Source organism: Azonexus sp. R2A61 (genome assembly GCF_021401135.1).
GTDB lineage: Bacteria > Pseudomonadota > Gammaproteobacteria > Burkholderiales > Rhodocyclaceae > Azonexus.
Map to the genome: position 1 here is coordinate 350,210 of NZ_JACBFO010000003.1, position 14,694 is coordinate 364,903.

The window sequence follows — 14,694 nt, forward strand, 5'->3', positions numbered from 1 at the left end:
GTTCTGACAAGGAGTCCCCATGAATCCGAAAACCCTGTTGCCGCTGCTGTTCGTCGTTTGCACCCTCGGCGTCAGCGCGCAAAGCAACCCGCTGCAGACCGGCGATGCCTTGCCGGCCCTGAGTCTCAAGGATCAGCACGACAATCCGGCAAGCCTGCCGGCCGACGTCCGGCAGATCATCTTTGCCGCCGACAACGCCGGCGCCGGGCTGGCCGGCGACTGGCTGGACGCCCAGCCGAAGGACTGGCTGACGCGCACCCGGCGCGTCTATCTGGCCGACATCCACAAGATGCCCGGCCTGATCGCCCGCATGTTCGCCTTGCCGAAACTGCGCGACAAACCGTACAGCATCGTGCTCGGCCGGCAGGAAGCCGATCTGGCAGTCTTTCCGCGACGCAAGGATTGCGTCACGCTGCTGCCGGTCAACGACGGCAAGGTCGGCGAAGCGAGTTACGCTTGCGATGCGGCGAGCCTGCAGGCGGCGTTGAAGTAGCGCCGAGAAGGATGGGCAAAAAGGGCGGGGATGGACCCCGCCCGACACAGGCAAGGCGGTGCGGGTTTGTTCAGTGCGCTCCGTCGTCCCCGTCTACCTCTTCCCAGCCGGTGAGCATCGCCTTGATGTGAGCGAAAACCGTGTGGCCGGTGGTCGTCAGATAGACGTGGATGAAGAAGAAGGCGGTGATCAGGAAGGCGCCCAGCGTATGGGCGACGGCGACCCACTCGAGGTTGAGGTAGGTATCGATGCCGAGGTGCTGCCAGTCGCCGTAGAACAGGTAGAGCAGCCCGGAAACCCAGATCAGCGGCGAGATCACTGCGAGCAGCGCGAGGTAGGCCAGGCGTTGCAGCGGGTTGTGTTTCTGTACGGTGCTCTTGCGGAAAGGATGCGGTGCGTTGCGGAAGATGCCGATCAGGTAGTAATTGACCATCGCCAGCACGTTTTTCAACGATGGGATGTATTGCCGCCATTCGCCGGTCGTGAATTGCCAGAAGATCGTGAATGCCCACAGCGTTAGCAGCGTCCAGGCGGCTAGCGTGTGCAGGCGTACTGCTTTTGCGAAACCGATCAGTTCGTAGCTGCCGTGAATTTCGAAGCCGCTGATCATCATGCCGATGATCAGCAGGGCTTGCGACCAGTGCCAGAAGCGCTCGTAGCGCTTGTAGATGTAGATGCGTTGGGTGCTCATTGCTTGTTCTCCTGACGACGGGTGAGGATGCGGGCCAAACCGTGGATCAGCCCACCGCCGATAGCGCCGACGATGGCCAGGCCGCCGAATAGGTCGATCCAGGGGTTGCGGTCGCGGCCAGGTAGATAGATACCCTCGATCTTCGCCAGCCGTCCTGTCGCGTCACGGGTGTGACATTCGGCGCAGGGAACGGCCTTTTCCTTGGGGGCGACCATGTGGGTGATGAACCAATTCATCCGCGTTTCGATGAAGCCGAATTCGCCGCTGTAGGGCAGGCCGGCGTATTCCATTCCGGCCCGAATTGACTTTGCGTAGTCGTAGTTCTTCCACAATGCTGTGTCGTCGTCGCCGAACACGTGGTTGACCACCAGCGTGTCGTTGACCGGGTCGTAGGCCTGTTTGCCGCGCATCACCTTGAATGGCCAGATCCGTGATGAGGGATCGCCGGCCGAGCCTTCGATGCGGTTGAGTTCGAGCACGCCGTCGGTGGCGATGTAGGCCTCAAGCTTGTCGGTGATCGTGACCTGCTGGACGGTGCCGTTGTACCACTTGTATTCGGGGCGGACGTTCTCGCCGTAGGAAAAATCGCCCTTGGCCGCTGAATATGTCAGATGGCCGTGTTCATCCTTGATGAACAGCGGTTTCCCGTCGGCCCCCATCTTGCCGGCGGTGGACCAATCCCACAGCATCTTGGTCGGGATGCCGCCGCGGGCGAATTCGGGGATGTGGCAGGTCTGGCAGGCGACTTTTGCGGTGTGCGCGTTGAGTTTCGCCTGCCGGTGAGGTTCAAAGCCATGGCAGGATTCGCAGGTCGCTCGATTGCGGTCGTCCTTGGGCAGGTCGATGCCGTGCGGATCCCGGGCGGTCGCCGCATAACGGCTGCCCGAGGGCTGGTGGGCGTTGAAGGTATGGCAGTCGGAACAAGCCATGTCGGCACCGTCCTTGGCCATATGGACATCGAGTTCGCGCGACGGTGTCTTCAGCGAGGAGTCGAGGTCGCCGTGCTTGACGCCATCGCCGCCGCCACCACTGAAATGGCAGGCGCCGCAGTTGGCGCGACCGGGTTGGCCGACGTGCTGGGCGATCTTTGTCAGGTCGGGGGCCTTGAACGGTTTTTTGCCTGGCGGGCCTTCCATCGGTTCGAACTCGCGATCGGCATAGAGCGGATGGCCTGCGTTTGTGCCGAATTTCTTGTAGGTGCCTGTGGTGTCGTGGCAGGCCAGACAGTCGACGTTGTCCTGATTGGTGAAATCGAAGCCTTGGTCTGTCCAGCCATAACCGGCATGGCAACTGGTGCAGCGCGGTTCGTTGGAGAGCGGCGAGCCGCAGAAGTTGTTGGCGGCCCATTTTTTGCCTAACATTTTGCCGGTGGTCGGGCTTTTCGTTTCCCAGGTCCAGTGCACGCTTTTCATGACCTGGTGACCGGCGGTGTTGTGGCAGGTCAGGCAGGCCTTGGTAACCTCAGGGCCGCTTTTGAACGGGCCTTTCAGGAGATCCAGTTTGCTGTGGTCGGTGGTCGATCGCTCGACGGGGGTGGCGGCCGGCTGGCCGGCGACGGGTATGGCGACCGCCGGGGAATTCAGCAAGGTCAAGGCGAGGCAAAGGCCTGCGCACAGATTCACATGAAATCTCATGTGGGCTCCAGTGTCATGGTTGCAGGAGGCCGACCTCCCCAAGTCGGACACTTCCTGCGGCGCAGGCTAGCTTGTAGGGGATGGATTATAAGAAAATGCTGATTCATGGCAAGAAAAATGATTTTCTTGCGGTCGACCGCAGCACGCTTGAAAAATCGGCAGGGCGGCCGTAATTAGGATCGTGAACGTTGATATCGGGAGCGACTGCGATGAATGTCATCTACAACAGCGAACACTTTTCGGTGCTGGCCTATCCCGCCCAGCAGGGATTCGAACTGGTCGACAAGGACGCCGGCCGCATGCGTTTCCTGTACGGCGCCGCGGCTTCCGTCTTTCGTGCCGAGATCGACCGGATTCCCGAGGAAGCACGCGATTTCGAGACCATCGACGCCTTGCTCGACGGCTATTGCACCGGCAGTGCGAGTCCTATCGTCATTCATTGACGTGCTAGAATCGCCGCCATCGTAAAACTGTCCGAGGAAAGCCGAACATGGGTGTTGTCGATAGCGGTTACGTGTCCGATCACACGCGCTGGATGAACGAGCAGCTGGAAAAGAATCCGGAATGGGTCGAGGACCAGAAGGTCGGCCGCGCCCTGTGGTGGGACAAGAAGCAGGAAGTCGACGCAACGGCGCGCAATGCCGAGTCCAAGGTGGCGCAGAAGCCGTATCCCTACGACGTCAATTTCTTCGGCGAATAAGCCGCCGCAAGCCTTCTGCGGTCGACGTGCCGCAGACAGCAAAAAGCCGAGGTTTTCGCCTCGGCTTTTTTGTCGACCGCAGCCGGTATATCAGCCGGTCAGCGGCTTGACGACGCGCTTGACGGCGGTGTCCTCCGGGTGCGGATGGATGGTGAAGCCGAGACTGGTCATCAGCCGGAACATCTTGCTGTTGGTCGACAGCACGTCGCCGACCACGGCACGATACCCCTTCAGGCGGGCGCATTCGATCAGTGCCGCCATCAGCTTGCGGCCGACGCCGCACTTCTGCCAGTCGTCGCCGACGGCGAGCGCGAATTCGACCGATTCGCCGTCCGGGTTCAGCACGTAGCGGGCGACGCCGATCTGCGATTCCTTGCCGGTTTCCTCGTCGACCGTGGTGGCGACCAGGGCCATTTCGCGGTCGTAGTCGATCTGCGTGAAGCGCACCAGCATCGTCTGGGTCAGTTCGCGCAGCGTGTCCATGAAACGGTAGTAGCGCGATTCGTCCGACATGTTCTTGACGAAATCCTGCGTCATCTCGGCATCTTCCGGGCGGATCGGGCGGATGGTGACGATCTTGCCGTCGTTCATCTGCCAGTCCTGGACCAGGTGCACCGGATACGGGTAGATCGCCATGTGCGCATAGCGGTCGCCGGTGGCGCTGGCCGCGTGGTCGATGACGATGCGCGCATCGGCAGCGATGGCGCCCTGTTCGTCGACGATCAGCGGGTTGAGGTCGAGCTCGATGATCCACGGCAGTTCGCAGACCATTTCGGAGATGCACAGCAGCACTTCCTTGAGCGCCTCGCGGTCGACCGGCGGCATGTTGTGGAACTGGTCGAGGATCTTCGCGGCACGCGTCGAATCGATCAGGTCCTTGGCCAGGTACTTGTTGAGCGGCGGCAGCGCGACCGAGCGGTCGGAGAAGATCTCGACGTCGAAACCGCCGGCGCCGAAGGTGATCACCGGTCCGAAGATCGGATCGCGGAAGACGCCGATCATGATCTCGCGGCCGTTCGGGCGGGACAGGAAGGGTTCGATCGAGACGCCGTTGATCTTGGCGTTCGGATGGCGCTTCTCGACGGTGTCGATGATGTCGTGATAAGCGTTGCGCACGGCCGGCGCGTTCTGGATGTTCAGGCGCACGCCGCCGGCGTCGGACTTGTGCGGCAGATCGGGCGAATCGACCTTCATCGCCACCGGGAAGCCGATCTGCTCGGCGAGCAGCAGGGCTTCGGTGGCGGTGCGGGCGACCATGGTCTGGGCGACCGGCACCTTGAAGGCGCGCAGGATGGCCTTGGATTCCATTTCCGACAGCACCTTGCGCCGCTCGGCGAGCAGCGCCTCGATCAGCATCTTGGCGCCTTCGGCCTCGGGCCGGCCGTAGTGGCGGGTCGGTTCCGGCGTCTGCAGCAGCAGCTTCTGGTTGCTGTAGTATTTGGAGATGTGGTGGAACAGCTCGATCGCCGTTTCCGGCATGCGGAAGGCCGGGATGCCGGCGTCTTCCAGAGCCTTGCGCGCATCCGCCACCTGGGCTTCGCCCATCCAGCAACAGATCACGCGGCGGTTGAGCTTGTCGAAGATCGAAATGATCGCCTGGGCGACGCCCATCGGATCGGTCATCGCCTGCGGCGACAGCATGACCAGCGTGCTGTCCACGCCCGGATCCTGCGAAATGGCCAGCAGCGCGTCGCGGTAGCGTTCCGGCGTGGCATCGCCGCCGATGTCGATCGGATTGCTGTGCGACCAGGTGGCGGGCAGCACCTTGTTCAGCGTGCCCATCGTTTCGATGCACAGTTCGGCGAGCGGGATGTCGAGGTCGCCGGCGCGGTCGGCCGCCATGGCGCCCGGCCCGCCGCCGTTGGTGATGATCGCCAGCCGCTTGCCGGCCGGGCGGAACTTGGAGGCGAGCGCCTTGGCGGCATAGAACAGCTGGCCGACATTCTTGACGCGGACGACGCCGGCCCGGCGCACGGCGGCATCGAACACGGTGTCGGAGACGGCAGCCATGCCGGAGTGGGCGGTGGCAGCCATCGAGCCGGCCTCGTGGCGGCCGGCCTTGAGCAGGATGATCGGCTTGATCCGCGCCGCCGAGCGCAGCGCACTCATGAAGCGGCGGGCGTGGCGGATGCCTTCCACGTACATCAGGATGTAGTGGGTGCGGTTGTCGTAGATCAGGTAATCGAGGATTTCGCCGAAATCGACGTCGGCAGTCATGCCCAGCGAGATCACCGATGAGAAGCCGACCTGGTTGGCCTTGGCCCAGTCGAGTACCGCCGAGCACATCGCACCGGACTGCGAGACCAGCGCCAGGTTGCCCGGTGCGGCGCTGATCTTGGTGAAGGTGGCGTTCAGGCCGAGTTCCGGGCGGATGATGCCCAGGCAGTTGGGGCCGAGGATACGCACGTTGTAGGAACGGGCGATTTCCATGACCTTGCGTTCGAGCGCGGCACCGACGTGGCCGGCTTCGGAGAATCCGGCGGCGATGACGATAACGTTGCGCACGCCGCTGCGCCCGCATTGCTCGATCAGCTGCGGCACCGTTTGCGGCCGGGTGGCGATCACCGCCATCTCGACGCGGGCACCGATTTCCTCGATCGATTTGTAGGCCTGCTGGCCCTGGATCGTCTCGTGTTTCGGATTGATCGCGTACAGCCGGCCCTTGTAGCCCGAGCTGAGGATGTTCTTGAAGATGACGTTGCCGACCGAATTCTCGCGGTCGGAAGCGCCGATCACGGCCACCGACTTCGGTTCGAAGAGGGCGGTCAGATAGTGCTGTTCCAGCATGATGAGCCTCTCTGCAGGCAGTTATTGTGCAACGCAGAATTCTGGCATAAACCCCCGGTCAATGCCATGCAATGCAAGGGGTTATACGGGTTTACCGCAGGGTGTCGTGTACCACGAAGGCGGCGGTCAGCGCCCGGTGCACCGGACATTTGCCGGCAATTTCCAGCAAGCGCCGGCGCTGCTCGTCGTCGAGCGGGCCCTGCAGCTCGATATCGCGGCTGATCCGGTCGCGCGACACGCCGTCGATATCGACCTTGTCATGGCTCAGTTCGACGCGGATGCCGGTCAGCGGCCATTCCCGGCGCTCGGCGTACATGCGCAGGGTCATCGACGTACAGGCGCCGAGCCCGGCCATCACGAAATCGAAGGGTGCCGGTCCGGCATCGCTGCCGCCCATCGCGTACGGCTCGTCGGCAATCAGCCGGTGCTGGCCGGCAATCACCTCCTGCTGGTATCTTCCCTGGCCGTTCTCACTGACGATCACTGTTCCCGACATGGCAGCTCCTCCTCAAAACGTTTCACCGATGATACCGCCTTCGCCGTGGATCGCACGCCATCTGGCGGCCATTCCGGCCGGCGGCTGCGTGCTCGATCTGGCCTGCGGGCGCGGTCGACACGCGCGCCTGCTGGCCGCCGGAAATCATCCGGTGCTGGCGGTTGACCGCGACAGCGCGGCGCTGGCCGAGTTGGCCGGCGTGCCGGGCATCGCCACCGCCTGCCTCGACCTGGAAGGCGACGACTGGCCGCTGGCCGGCCGCCGTTTCGCCGGCGTCGTCGTCGCCAATTATCTGTGGCGGCCGCGGCTGGCCGAGGTTTTCGCGCTGGTCGAGCCGGGCGGCGTGCTGATTTACGAGACTTTCATGATCGGCAACGCGGCTTACGGCAAACCGTCGAATCCGGATTTCCTGCTGCGTCCGGGCGAACTGCGGGCTGCGGTCGACGCCGCCGGCTGGCAGGAAATCGCTTTTGCCGAAGGTTATGCCGAGGTACCGAAACCCTGCGTGCGGCAGGCCATCGCGGCGCGCCGGCCGCTCACTTGAGCAGCGGCTGCAACGCGGTCCACACCGGTTCGAGCAGCAGCGGCTGCGCGGCGGCGGTCGGGTGCAACTGGTCGGCCTGGAACAGTTCCGGCCGCGCGGCGACCGGTTCGAGCAGGAAGGGCAGCAGCGCGGTGCGGCGGCTTTTGGCGATGTCGCCGAAGGTGGCGAAGAACTGCTGGGCATACGGGCCGTAATTGGGCGGCAGGCGCATGCCGGCGATCAGCACGCGGGCACCGGACTTCTGGGCGGCCTCGGTCATCGCCTCGAGATTGGCGCGCATCTGGGTGACCGGCAGCCCGCGCAGGCCGTCGTTGGCGCCGAGCGCCAGGATGACGATGGTCGGTTGGTGCCGACGCAGCGCGTCGGCCAGCCGCGAACGTCCGCCGGCGGTGGTTTCGCCGGAGATCGACAGATTCACGACGCTATAATCCAGACGCTGCTCGCCCAGCCGTTGCTGGAGCAGCGACGGCCAGGCCTGTTCGGGCCGGATGCCGTAGCCGGCGGATAAGGAATCGCCCATCACCAGCAGGTTTCGGGCGGCGCAGGCGGGCAGGGCGGTGAACAGGGCAATCAGGACAAGGATCAGGCGCATGGCGGATGACAGGGCGGTAGTCGAGGTGATCGGGCTGGGCAAGACGGTGGATAACGGCGGTGTGCCGCTGACCATCTTGGAGGATATCGCCTTCCGCGTGGCCGCGGGTGAAACGGTGGCGATCGTCGGGGCCTCCGGCTCCGGCAAATCGACGCTGCTCGGCCTGCTGGCCGGGCTGGATCAGCCGAGTGCCGGCGAGGTGCGTCTCGACGGCGTATCGCTGGCCGGGCTCGACGAGGATGCGCGGGCGGTGCAGCGCGGCCGGCTGCTCGGTTTCGTGTTCCAGTCCTTCCAGTTGCTGCCGGCGCTGACCGCGCTGGAGAACGTGATGCTGCCGCTCGAGCTGGCCGGTTTGCCGCAGGCCGAGGCGACGGCGCGCGGCTGGCTGGAGAAGGTCGGCCTCGGTCACCGTCTGGCGCATTACCCCAAGCACCTGTCGGGCGGCGAGCAGCAGCGCGTTGCGCTAGCCCGTGCCTTCGCGCCCGATCCGCGGCTGATCCTGGCCGACGAGCCGACCGGCAATCTCGACGCGGCGACCGGCCGGCAGATCATCGAATTGATGTTCGAGCTGAACGCGACGCAGGGCAAGACCCTGATCCTGGTGACGCACGACGAGGCCATCGCTGCGCGTTGCGGTCGCGTGCTGCGTATCCAGTCCGGCCGGCTGGCAGCCTAGGCGAGCAGCGCGCGCGCTGCGCGCAGGCCGCTGCGGACGGCGCCTTCGAGCGTTGCCGGGTAATCGGCCCAGGTGGCGTCGCCGGCCAGTACCAGCGAGCGGTGCGGCGTTCGCCAGTCGGGCCGCGGCTGCTGCGGTCGACTGCTGAAGGTCGCCCTTTTTTCGCGGATCACCTTGTGCCAGCTGGCGGTTTCGCCGGGCCGGATTTCCCGGGCCAGGGTTGCGGCCAGTTCGTCATCGCCCAGCATTTCCCAGGCGCCATGCCCGCTCAGGACGCAGCCGAACAGGCCGTTGCCGCGGTCGACGACCCATTGACCGGTTTTTCCATGCACCGCGAACAGCGGGAAGGAAAGCGCGGTTTCTGCCGGAAACTGCAGGTAGACCGTAGCAATCGGCTCGTAGTCGAAGTCGATGGCGGCGGGCGGATGGAGGGCGCCGAGATGCTGCGGCGCGACGGCGAGTACGGCGGCATCGAAAGTTTCGCCGTCGATCCCGATGCCGTCGGCGCGTGGCTGCAGGGCGCCGATCCGCCGGCCGAAATGCAGCGTCGCGCCGTGCGCCGTCAGCCAGCGGCAGGCCGGGTCGGGCAACAGTTCGCCGAGCGTGACGCGTGGCAGCAACAGGTCGGTATCGGCGCGGCGGGCGCTGCCCAGGCTGTCGCGCAGGACGTTGGCGAACAGTTGCGCGCTGGCGCGTTCGGCCGGTGTGTTTAGCGCCGCTAGGCAGAGCGGTTCCCACAGGTGGCGGCGCAGCGTGCCGGTCTGGCCGGCGGCGTCGAGCCAGGCGGCGACCGTGACGTCCTGCGCCAGCCGGAAGCCGCGCCATTTGACGCTTTGCATCCAAAGGGCGGTTTTCAGCTTTTCCGGCCAGTCGACCGCAGCAGCGCCGAACAGGCCGGCGGCGACGTTGAGCGGCGCCGGCAGGCGTGGCAGGGCGAGGTGGAAACCGCTGTCGTCGATCACCTGCAGCGGGCGACGGTCGAACAGGCGGTCGGGGTCGGCGCCGAGTTTGCGCATCAGCGCCAGCGTGTCGCGGTAGGCGCCGAGCAGGATGTGCTGGCCGTTGTCGAGCGGTCGGCCGTCGATGTGCACGCTGCGCGCCCGGCCGCCGGCAACGCGGCCGGCCTCGAACAGCGTCACTCCGGCGCCGCCGGCCGTCAGCTCGACGGCGGCGGCGAGACCCGCCCAGCCGGCGCCGACGACGGCGACTTTCACGGGGTCAGCCCTTGATCCAGGTCTTGGCGGCCAGCCACAGCTTGCGCGTGGCGGGCAGCGAGATGCGCTGGTGCAGCACCTGGAAGTTTTCGGCGCGGATTTCGTCGAGCAGCGTGCGGTAGATCGCCGCCATGATCAGGCCGGGCCGCTGATTCTTGCGGTCGACCGCCGGCAGCAGCGAAAACGCCTGTTCGTAGTATTGCTGGGCGCGCTCGTACTGGAACTGCATCAGCGCCGTGAAATTGTCGGAATACTTGCCGTTCAGCAGGTCCGAGGCGGGCACGTTGAAGCGCTGCAGTTCGTCGACCGGCAGGTAGATGCGGCCGCGCCGCGCGTCCTCGCCGACATCGCGGATGATGTTGGTGAGCTGGAAGGCCATGCCCAGGTCGTGCGCGTATTTCAGTGTCTGGCGGTCCCGGTAGCCGAAGATTTCGGCCGACAGCAGGCCGACCACGCTGGCCACGCGGTAGCAATACAGCGACAGCCCCTTGAAGTCGAGATAGCGCGACTGCTGCAGGTCCATCTCCATGCCGTCGATGATTTCCAGCAATTGTTCGGCCGGCAGATGGACCGTCGCGCCGACCGCCTTGAGCGCCAGGCCGACCGGATGCTGCGGTTCGCCGTCGCCGTCGCCGACGCGTAGCACTTCCTGGCGCCACCAGGTGAGCTTGGTCGAGGCCAGCGCCAGATCGCTGCATTCGTCGACCACGTCGTCGACCTCGCGGCAGAAGGCGTAGAGCGCCATGATCGCCTGGCGCCGTTCGAGCGGCAGGAACAGGAAGCTGTAGTAGAAGGAGGAGCCGCTGGCGGCACACTTCTCCTGGCAATAGTCGTGCGGATTCATGGCTTCATTCTAACGGAGCGGCCGAGCATGACGGCCCAGTCGCGCAGGCCCAGCGTCGGGCGCTGGCGGAATACGTCGCCGCGCACCGCCTGGATACGGTCGAGGATGCGCAGGCCGCCCTGCACGGTCAGCCGGATTTCCCAGCCCAGCCGGCCGGGCAGGGCGTGAACCAGCGGCGTGCCGCGGCGCATCAGCGAACGCGCGCGGTCGACCTGGAAATCGATCAGTTTTTGCCAGCCGTCGGAACATTCGCCCCGGGCGATATCTTCCTCGTCGATGTCGAAGCGCTTCATCTCGACGATGGGCAGGTAAATCCGGTTTTTTTGCCAGTCGACCGCAACATCCTGCAGGAAGTTGATCAACTGCAGCGCCGTGCAGATGCAATCCGATTGTTCGAGATGTCCGGCTTCCGTCCGCCCGAACAGGTGCAGCACCAGCCGGCCGACCGGATTGGCCGAGCGCCGGCAGTAATCGGCCAGTTCTGGATAATCGCTGTAGCGCGCCTGGACGACGTCCTGTGCAAAGGCGTCGAGCAGGTCGTGGAACAGCTGGATCGGTAGCGCGTGTGCCGTAATGACCTTGGCCAGTTCGCGAAACAGCAGCGTGCGCGGCGTGCCGCCGGCGGCGATGCAATCCAGTTCGTCGCGGTAAACGCCGAGACCGGCCAGCCGCTCTTCCGGTGTTGCCACGCCTTCGTCGGCAATGTCGTCGGCGTTGCGCGCAAAACGGTAGATGATCTCGATCGGCCGGCGCAGATGCGCGGGCACCAGCAGCGAGGCGACGGGGAAGTTTTCGTAGTGATCGACAGGCATGGGGCGGCAAGTATAGGGGTGAAGCGGTCGGCAGTGATAGAATGCGCGCCGCCCGCCCAGGTGGCGAAATTGGTAGACGCACCAGATTTAGGTTCTGGCGTAGAAATACGTGGGGGTTCGAGTCCCTTCCTGGGCACCAGCGGTCGACAGAAGGCTTTCAGCGATGAAAGCCTTTTTGTTTTCCGGCGACCGCCAGCCTGGCTGCCGATATCACGCAAAGCTGGCTTCGTCGCGGCGAAAGCGTTCGACCAGCCAGTCACTGACGGTACGAATGCGCGGCACGTCGCGCAGTTCGCGCGGTACGACCAGCCACATCTCGCGGCTGAGCACGCTGTCGTTGCCGGACAGACAACGCAAACCGGCATGGCGTTCGCCGACCAAGCGCGGCAGGATGGCCAGGCCGAGGCCGTCGGCCACGGCAGTCGCCAGCGCATCCAGATTGTTGCAGCGGAAAGTCACGTTCTGCTGGCCGATATGCTCGGACAGCCAGCGCATTTCCGGCACCTGGTCCAGCGAACGTTCATAGGCGACCCACGGTGCCGTCTGCCAGGAACTCGCCAGCAGCGGTTGCCCCGGTCCGTAAACGCCGTAACCGAGCCGCCCCAGGCAGCGGACCACCAGATCGCCGTCGGCCGGCCGCGCCAGGCGCACGGCGATGTCGGCTTCGCGACGTCCCAGATCGAGCGATTTGCTGCTGGCGATGATCTCGATCGCCAGTTCGCGATAGCGGCTGCGCAGATCGGCCAGTTGGCGGGCGAGATAGTGGGCGGCCAGCGCGTCGACCGCAGTGATCCGGATCACGCCGCGGACCTGCGTCTGACGGTCGGCGGCCAGGTGGCACAGGGCGGCCATTTCCGCCTCCATGCGCTGTCCGCGGGCCAGCAATTCCTCGCCGACTGGGGTCGGCGTCATCTGACCCCGCAGACGCTCGAACAGCGGTGTGCCCATCGCCGATTCAAGTGTCCGCAGGCGGCGCGCCACTGTCGTCTGGTCAACGCCCAGTTCCCGTGCCGCGGCAGCCAGCGAGGCGCAGCGGGCGAGCACAACGGCGTAGCGTATGTCGTTCCAGTCCGGCGTTGCTGCAAAATTGCCGGCGGCGGTGGCAGGTTTATCCATTTCGCGTGGGCCGTGCCAAGCCTATGCTGGCGGCCATTCAAACCCCAAAGGAGATCGCATCATGCCCAAGCCCGTCACCCTGCGCAACCTGAGCGGATTGCCCGCCGAACCGCCTTCTCTGGCGGAGTCGGCTCTGGTTCTGATCGATTGCCAGAATACCTACCGCGAAGGGGTCATGGCGCTGAGCGGTGTGGAAGCCGCACTCGATGAAGCCGCCAGTGTGCTGGCCCGCGCCCGCCGGCTCGGCGTACCCGTGATCCACATCCAGCACGATGCCGGTCAAGGTACGCCGTACGACATCAGCGCGCCGGTCGGCGCGATTGCCGACAAGGTGGCCCCGATCGCCGGCGAATCGGTGATCGTCAAGCATTACCCGAATTCCTTCGTCGGTACCGATCTCGAGCAGCAGTTGAAGGCGACCGGCCGCAAGCATGTCGTGTTCGTCGGATTCATGACTCACATGTGCGTCAATTCGACGACGCGTGGCGCCTTCAATCTCGGTTTTGCACCGACGGTTGTCGCTAGTGCCACGGCCACCCGCAATCTGGCCGATCCGCAGGGCAATATCGTTCCGGCAGCCGTACTCCAGGCCGCCAGCCTGGCTGCACTGGGCGACCTGTTTGCGGTTGTCGTGCCGGATGCCGCCGCACTGCCCGACGCCTGATCAGCCGGTCGGGCTTGACTTTCCGCCACGAAGCATCCGCCGCTTTTCCGGCCGAGGCTTCGTGGCGGTCGAGCGGGATAGGACAGTGGAAGCAAAATGCCAGTCCGGGGCTTCCGCTGATTCCGGCGAATGCCTTGTTGGCTCTCGTTTGGCAAGAATGTTTGCCATTGGCAAGATTCTCCTGTATCGTGCGCGTCAGCGAATTTAAGTAGTGTCGTTGTTTAGTCGGTTTAGTACCCGTAGTTCTACGGCGCCTTTCCCTTCATTCGTACCTCGCCGTCTTGATTCGCCCCTTCCCCGGGGCTCCGCCCCGTTAAACACATTACGGAGATTCAAGACATGGCTACTGGCATCGTCAAATGGTTCAATGATTCCAAGGGTTTCGGCTTCATCACCCCGGACGGTGGTGGCGAAGACCTGTTCGCTCACTTCTCGGCAATTCAATCCAAGGGCTTCCGCACGCTGGCCGAAGGCCAACGCGTTTCGTTCGACGTGACGACCGGCCCGAAGGGCAAGCAAGCCAGCAACATCCAGGTGGCCTAAGCCACCCCGCAAGCCGGGCCTGCGGCCCGGATGCCTATCACCGGGGGCGGTCCCGTCCCCGGTTTTCATCCTTCACTGGAGCCAATATGGCTAAAGAAGAATTGCTGGAAATGCAAGGCGTTGTCGCGGAAGTGCTTCCCGACTCCCGTTTTCTGGTCGAACTGGAAAATGGACATTCGCTGATTGCCTATACGGCAGGCAAGATGCGCAAGCATCACATCCGCATCATCGCCGGCGATAAGGTTACTCTGGAACTGTCACCCTACGATCTTTCCAAGGGACGCATCACGTTCCGTCAGATCGAGGGGCGTACGCCTCCGACGCCGCGAACCAGGCGTTGAGCCTGGACGGGTGGTATTTGAAAGACTGAATGAATCTGGAACAACAACGGGCAGCAGCCCGAAAACTCTGCAGTAAATTGGACATCACTGTCCTGCCTTATGGAAATGCCTGGTGGTTGCTCGGTGAGCGCGTCAATCAGGTGATCGGCGAAATCGCCGGCCTTTCCGAATCCTGTCTGACGCAAATGCGGCGCCCCTGTTTCACCCGCGCCTGACGCCGCTTGCGGGCCGGCTGGCCGTTTGTCGGCCGCGGCCCTGTCCATCGCAAGTCCTCAGACTTCGTCGTCGGCACGTACCCGGCAACGGCCGACCGGGCTCAGGCTCGACAGCTTGCCGTAGGGCGCGGTTTCCCGGGCAATCCGGCGTGCATCGCGGGCCGGGATCGGTGCTCCGCGATGAATGTGGATGGATACCTCGCTGCCGGCCTTGGCGGCAATTCTGGCCAGCCAGTGGTTGCAGAATATTTCTTCGCGATCAGGTGTCATGGTGGTCTCCGTGGACTGATGAAGGATTGTTGCCGAGCCCGCGTTTTTTTTCTGTAGTGTTG

The 14,694-nt window shown here is 64.3% G+C and carries 19 protein-coding genes and 1 tRNA gene; 10 read left to right on the forward strand and 10 right to left on the reverse strand.

The genetic code is table 11. The features are described from left to right. Window positions 1–19 precede the first annotated feature (19 nt). A complete protein-coding gene (locus tag L0962_RS11415; protein ID WP_234086560.1) occupies window positions 20–493 on the forward strand; it encodes a hypothetical protein in 474 nt (157 codons plus the stop codon). A 70-nt stretch (window positions 494–563) separates the two neighbouring features. Here L0962_RS11415 and L0962_RS11420 read toward each other — a convergent pair whose 3' ends face one another. Together L0962_RS11420 and L0962_RS11425 are read right to left on the reverse strand one after the other, a co-directional pair. Then, complete coding sequence (locus tag L0962_RS11420) at window positions 564–1,184, reverse strand: cytochrome b/b6 domain-containing protein (RefSeq protein ID WP_234086561.1); 621 nt, start codon at window positions 1,182–1,184, stop codon at window positions 564–566. Further along, window positions 1,181–2,818, reverse strand: a complete 1,638-nt coding sequence (locus tag L0962_RS11425; protein WP_234086562.1) for a tetrathionate reductase family octaheme c-type cytochrome — start codon at window positions 2,816–2,818, stop codon at window positions 1,181–1,183. The genes L0962_RS11420 and L0962_RS11425 overlap by 4 nt, the downstream gene beginning before the upstream one ends. Window positions 2,819–3,027: 209 nt before the next feature. Between L0962_RS11425 and L0962_RS11430 the strand changes: the two genes are divergently transcribed. After that, window positions 3,028–3,261: a DUF3567 family protein gene (locus L0962_RS11430; protein WP_234086563.1), complete on the forward strand. Its 234-nt coding sequence runs from the start codon at window positions 3,028–3,030 to the stop codon at window positions 3,259–3,261. Between the two features lie 47 nt (window positions 3,262–3,308). Then, window positions 3,309–3,518, forward strand: a complete 210-nt coding sequence (locus tag L0962_RS11435) for a DUF3460 family protein (RefSeq protein ID WP_234086564.1) — start codon at window positions 3,309–3,311, stop codon at window positions 3,516–3,518. Between the two features lie 90 nt (window positions 3,519–3,608). Here L0962_RS11435 and L0962_RS11440 read toward each other — a convergent pair whose 3' ends face one another. Both L0962_RS11440 and L0962_RS11445 read right to left on the reverse strand, forming a co-directional pair. Continuing rightward, window positions 3,609–6,305 (reverse strand): bifunctional acetate--CoA ligase family protein/GNAT family N-acetyltransferase, encoded by a 2,697-nt coding sequence (locus tag L0962_RS11440; protein WP_234086565.1) that lies wholly within the window; start codon window positions 6,303–6,305, stop codon window positions 3,609–3,611. A 91-nt stretch (window positions 6,306–6,396) separates the two neighbouring features. Continuing rightward, window positions 6,397–6,801 carry an OsmC family protein gene (locus tag L0962_RS11445; protein WP_234086566.1) on the reverse strand — a complete coding sequence of 135 codons (405 nt, stop codon included), beginning with the start codon at window positions 6,799–6,801 and terminating at the stop codon, window positions 6,397–6,399. Between the two features lie 28 nt (window positions 6,802–6,829). Here L0962_RS11445 and L0962_RS11450 point away from each other — a divergent pair, with 28 nt between their 5' ends. Continuing rightward, the gene (locus L0962_RS11450; protein ID WP_234086567.1) at window positions 6,830–7,345 is read left to right on the forward strand and encodes a bifunctional 2-polyprenyl-6-hydroxyphenol methylase/3-demethylubiquinol 3-O-methyltransferase UbiG; all 516 of its coding nucleotides are present in this window, start codon (window positions 6,830–6,832) and stop codon (window positions 7,343–7,345) included. Here the strand turns inward: L0962_RS11450 and L0962_RS11455 are convergent. After that, window positions 7,338–7,937 (reverse strand): arylesterase, encoded by a 600-nt coding sequence (locus tag L0962_RS11455; RefSeq protein WP_234086568.1) that lies wholly within the window; start codon window positions 7,935–7,937, stop codon window positions 7,338–7,340. The two genes, L0962_RS11450 and L0962_RS11455, sit on opposite strands and share 8 nt — an antisense overlap. Between L0962_RS11455 and L0962_RS11460 the strand changes: the two genes are divergently transcribed. Continuing rightward, window positions 7,936–8,613: an ABC transporter ATP-binding protein gene (locus tag L0962_RS11460; RefSeq protein WP_234086569.1), complete on the forward strand. Its 678-nt coding sequence runs from the start codon at window positions 7,936–7,938 to the stop codon at window positions 8,611–8,613. The genes L0962_RS11455 and L0962_RS11460 overlap by 2 nt on opposite strands. Here L0962_RS11460 and hpnE read toward each other — a convergent pair. Genes hpnE through hpnC form a run of 3 tightly spaced genes read right to left on the reverse strand, consistent with a single transcriptional unit; the run spans window position 8,610 to window position 11,483 of the window. Further along, the gene (gene hpnE, locus L0962_RS11465) at window positions 8,610–9,827 is read right to left on the reverse strand and encodes a hydroxysqualene dehydroxylase HpnE (RefSeq protein WP_234086570.1); all 1,218 of its coding nucleotides are present in this window, start codon (window positions 9,825–9,827) and stop codon (window positions 8,610–8,612) included. The genes L0962_RS11460 and hpnE overlap by 4 nt on opposite strands. Window positions 9,828–9,831: 4 nt before the next feature. Continuing rightward, window positions 9,832–10,671 carry a presqualene diphosphate synthase HpnD gene (gene hpnD / locus L0962_RS11470; RefSeq protein WP_234086571.1) on the reverse strand — a complete coding sequence of 280 codons (840 nt, stop codon included), beginning with the start codon at window positions 10,669–10,671 and terminating at the stop codon, window positions 9,832–9,834. Further along, on the reverse strand, window positions 10,668–11,483 hold the full coding sequence (gene hpnC / locus L0962_RS11475; protein WP_234086572.1) for a squalene synthase HpnC: 816 nt from the start codon (window positions 11,481–11,483) through the stop codon (window positions 10,668–10,670). Before hpnC ends, hpnD begins: the two co-directional genes overlap by 4 nt. Before the next feature lie 54 nt (window positions 11,484–11,537). Here hpnC and L0962_RS11480 point away from each other — a divergent pair. Further along, a tRNA-Leu gene (locus tag L0962_RS11480) sits at window positions 11,538–11,622 on the forward strand. 71 nt (window positions 11,623–11,693) lie between these two features. On the opposite strand, the gene L0962_RS11485 is transcribed toward L0962_RS11480, so the two are convergent. Next, window positions 11,694–12,599 (reverse strand): LysR family transcriptional regulator, encoded by a 906-nt coding sequence (locus tag L0962_RS11485; RefSeq protein WP_234086573.1) that lies wholly within the window; start codon window positions 12,597–12,599, stop codon window positions 11,694–11,696. Between the two features lie 61 nt (window positions 12,600–12,660). Here L0962_RS11485 and L0962_RS11490 point away from each other — a divergent pair, with 61 nt between their 5' ends. From L0962_RS11490 to L0962_RS11505, 4 genes are all read left to right on the forward strand, one after another. Beyond that, entirely contained in the window at window positions 12,661–13,263 is a 603-nt protein-coding gene (locus L0962_RS11490; RefSeq protein ID WP_234086574.1) for a cysteine hydrolase family protein, read from the forward strand. Window positions 13,264–13,602: 339 nt separating this feature from the next. Then, the gene (locus tag L0962_RS11495) at window positions 13,603–13,806 is read left to right on the forward strand and encodes a cold-shock protein (RefSeq protein ID WP_234086575.1); all 204 of its coding nucleotides are present in this window, start codon (window positions 13,603–13,605) and stop codon (window positions 13,804–13,806) included. Between the two features lie 86 nt (window positions 13,807–13,892). Then, window positions 13,893–14,147, forward strand: coding sequence for a translation initiation factor IF-1 (gene infA / locus L0962_RS11500; protein WP_234086576.1), 255 nt, complete (start codon window positions 13,893–13,895; stop codon window positions 14,145–14,147). Window positions 14,148–14,224: 77 nt separating this feature from the next. Then, window positions 14,225–14,362, forward strand: coding sequence for a hypothetical protein (locus L0962_RS11505; RefSeq protein WP_234086577.1), 138 nt, complete (start codon window positions 14,225–14,227; stop codon window positions 14,360–14,362). Window positions 14,363–14,419: 57 nt separating this feature from the next. Here L0962_RS11505 and L0962_RS11510 read toward each other — a convergent pair whose 3' ends face one another. Further along, complete coding sequence (locus L0962_RS11510) at window positions 14,420–14,632, reverse strand: hypothetical protein (RefSeq protein WP_234086578.1); 213 nt, start codon at window positions 14,630–14,632, stop codon at window positions 14,420–14,422. Window positions 14,633–14,694 lie beyond the last annotated feature (62 nt).

Coding starts and splice junctions, on each gene's coding strand:
- L0962_RS11415 (WP_234086560.1), top strand. CDS start 20: ATGAATCCGAAAACCCTGTTGCCGCTGCTGTTCGTCGTTTGCACCCTC.
- L0962_RS11420 (WP_234086561.1), bottom strand. CDS start 1,184: ATGAGCACCCAACGCATCTACATCTACAAGCGCTACGAGCGCTTCTGG.
- L0962_RS11425 (WP_234086562.1), bottom strand. CDS start 2,818: ATGAGATTTCATGTGAATCTGTGCGCAGGCCTTTGCCTCGCCTTGACC.
- L0962_RS11430 (WP_234086563.1), top strand. CDS start 3,028: ATGAATGTCATCTACAACAGCGAACACTTTTCGGTGCTGGCCTATCCC.
- L0962_RS11435 (WP_234086564.1), top strand. CDS start 3,309: ATGGGTGTTGTCGATAGCGGTTACGTGTCCGATCACACGCGCTGGATG.
- L0962_RS11440 (WP_234086565.1), bottom strand. CDS start 6,305: ATGCTGGAACAGCACTATCTGACCGCCCTCTTCGAACCGAAGTCGGTG.
- L0962_RS11445 (WP_234086566.1), bottom strand. CDS start 6,801: ATGTCGGGAACAGTGATCGTCAGTGAGAACGGCCAGGGAAGATACCAG.
- L0962_RS11450 (WP_234086567.1), top strand. CDS start 6,830: ATGATACCGCCTTCGCCGTGGATCGCACGCCATCTGGCGGCCATTCCG.
- L0962_RS11460 (WP_234086569.1), top strand. CDS start 7,936: ATGGCGGATGACAGGGCGGTAGTCGAGGTGATCGGGCTGGGCAAGACG.
- L0962_RS11455 (WP_234086568.1), bottom strand. CDS start 7,937: ATGCGCCTGATCCTTGTCCTGATTGCCCTGTTCACCGCCCTGCCCGCC.
- hpnD (WP_234086571.1), bottom strand. CDS start 10,671: ATGAATCCGCACGACTATTGCCAGGAGAAGTGTGCCGCCAGCGGCTCC.
- hpnC (WP_234086572.1), bottom strand. CDS start 11,483: ATGCCTGTCGATCACTACGAAAACTTCCCCGTCGCCTCGCTGCTGGTG.
- L0962_RS11485 (WP_234086573.1), bottom strand. CDS start 12,599: ATGGATAAACCTGCCACCGCCGCCGGCAATTTTGCAGCAACGCCGGAC.
- L0962_RS11490 (WP_234086574.1), top strand. CDS start 12,661: ATGCCCAAGCCCGTCACCCTGCGCAACCTGAGCGGATTGCCCGCCGAA.
- L0962_RS11495 (WP_234086575.1), top strand. CDS start 13,603: ATGGCTACTGGCATCGTCAAATGGTTCAATGATTCCAAGGGTTTCGGC.
- infA (WP_234086576.1), top strand. CDS start 13,893: ATGGCTAAAGAAGAATTGCTGGAAATGCAAGGCGTTGTCGCGGAAGTG.
- L0962_RS11510 (WP_234086578.1), bottom strand. CDS start 14,632: ATGACACCTGATCGCGAAGAAATATTCTGCAACCACTGGCTGGCCAGA.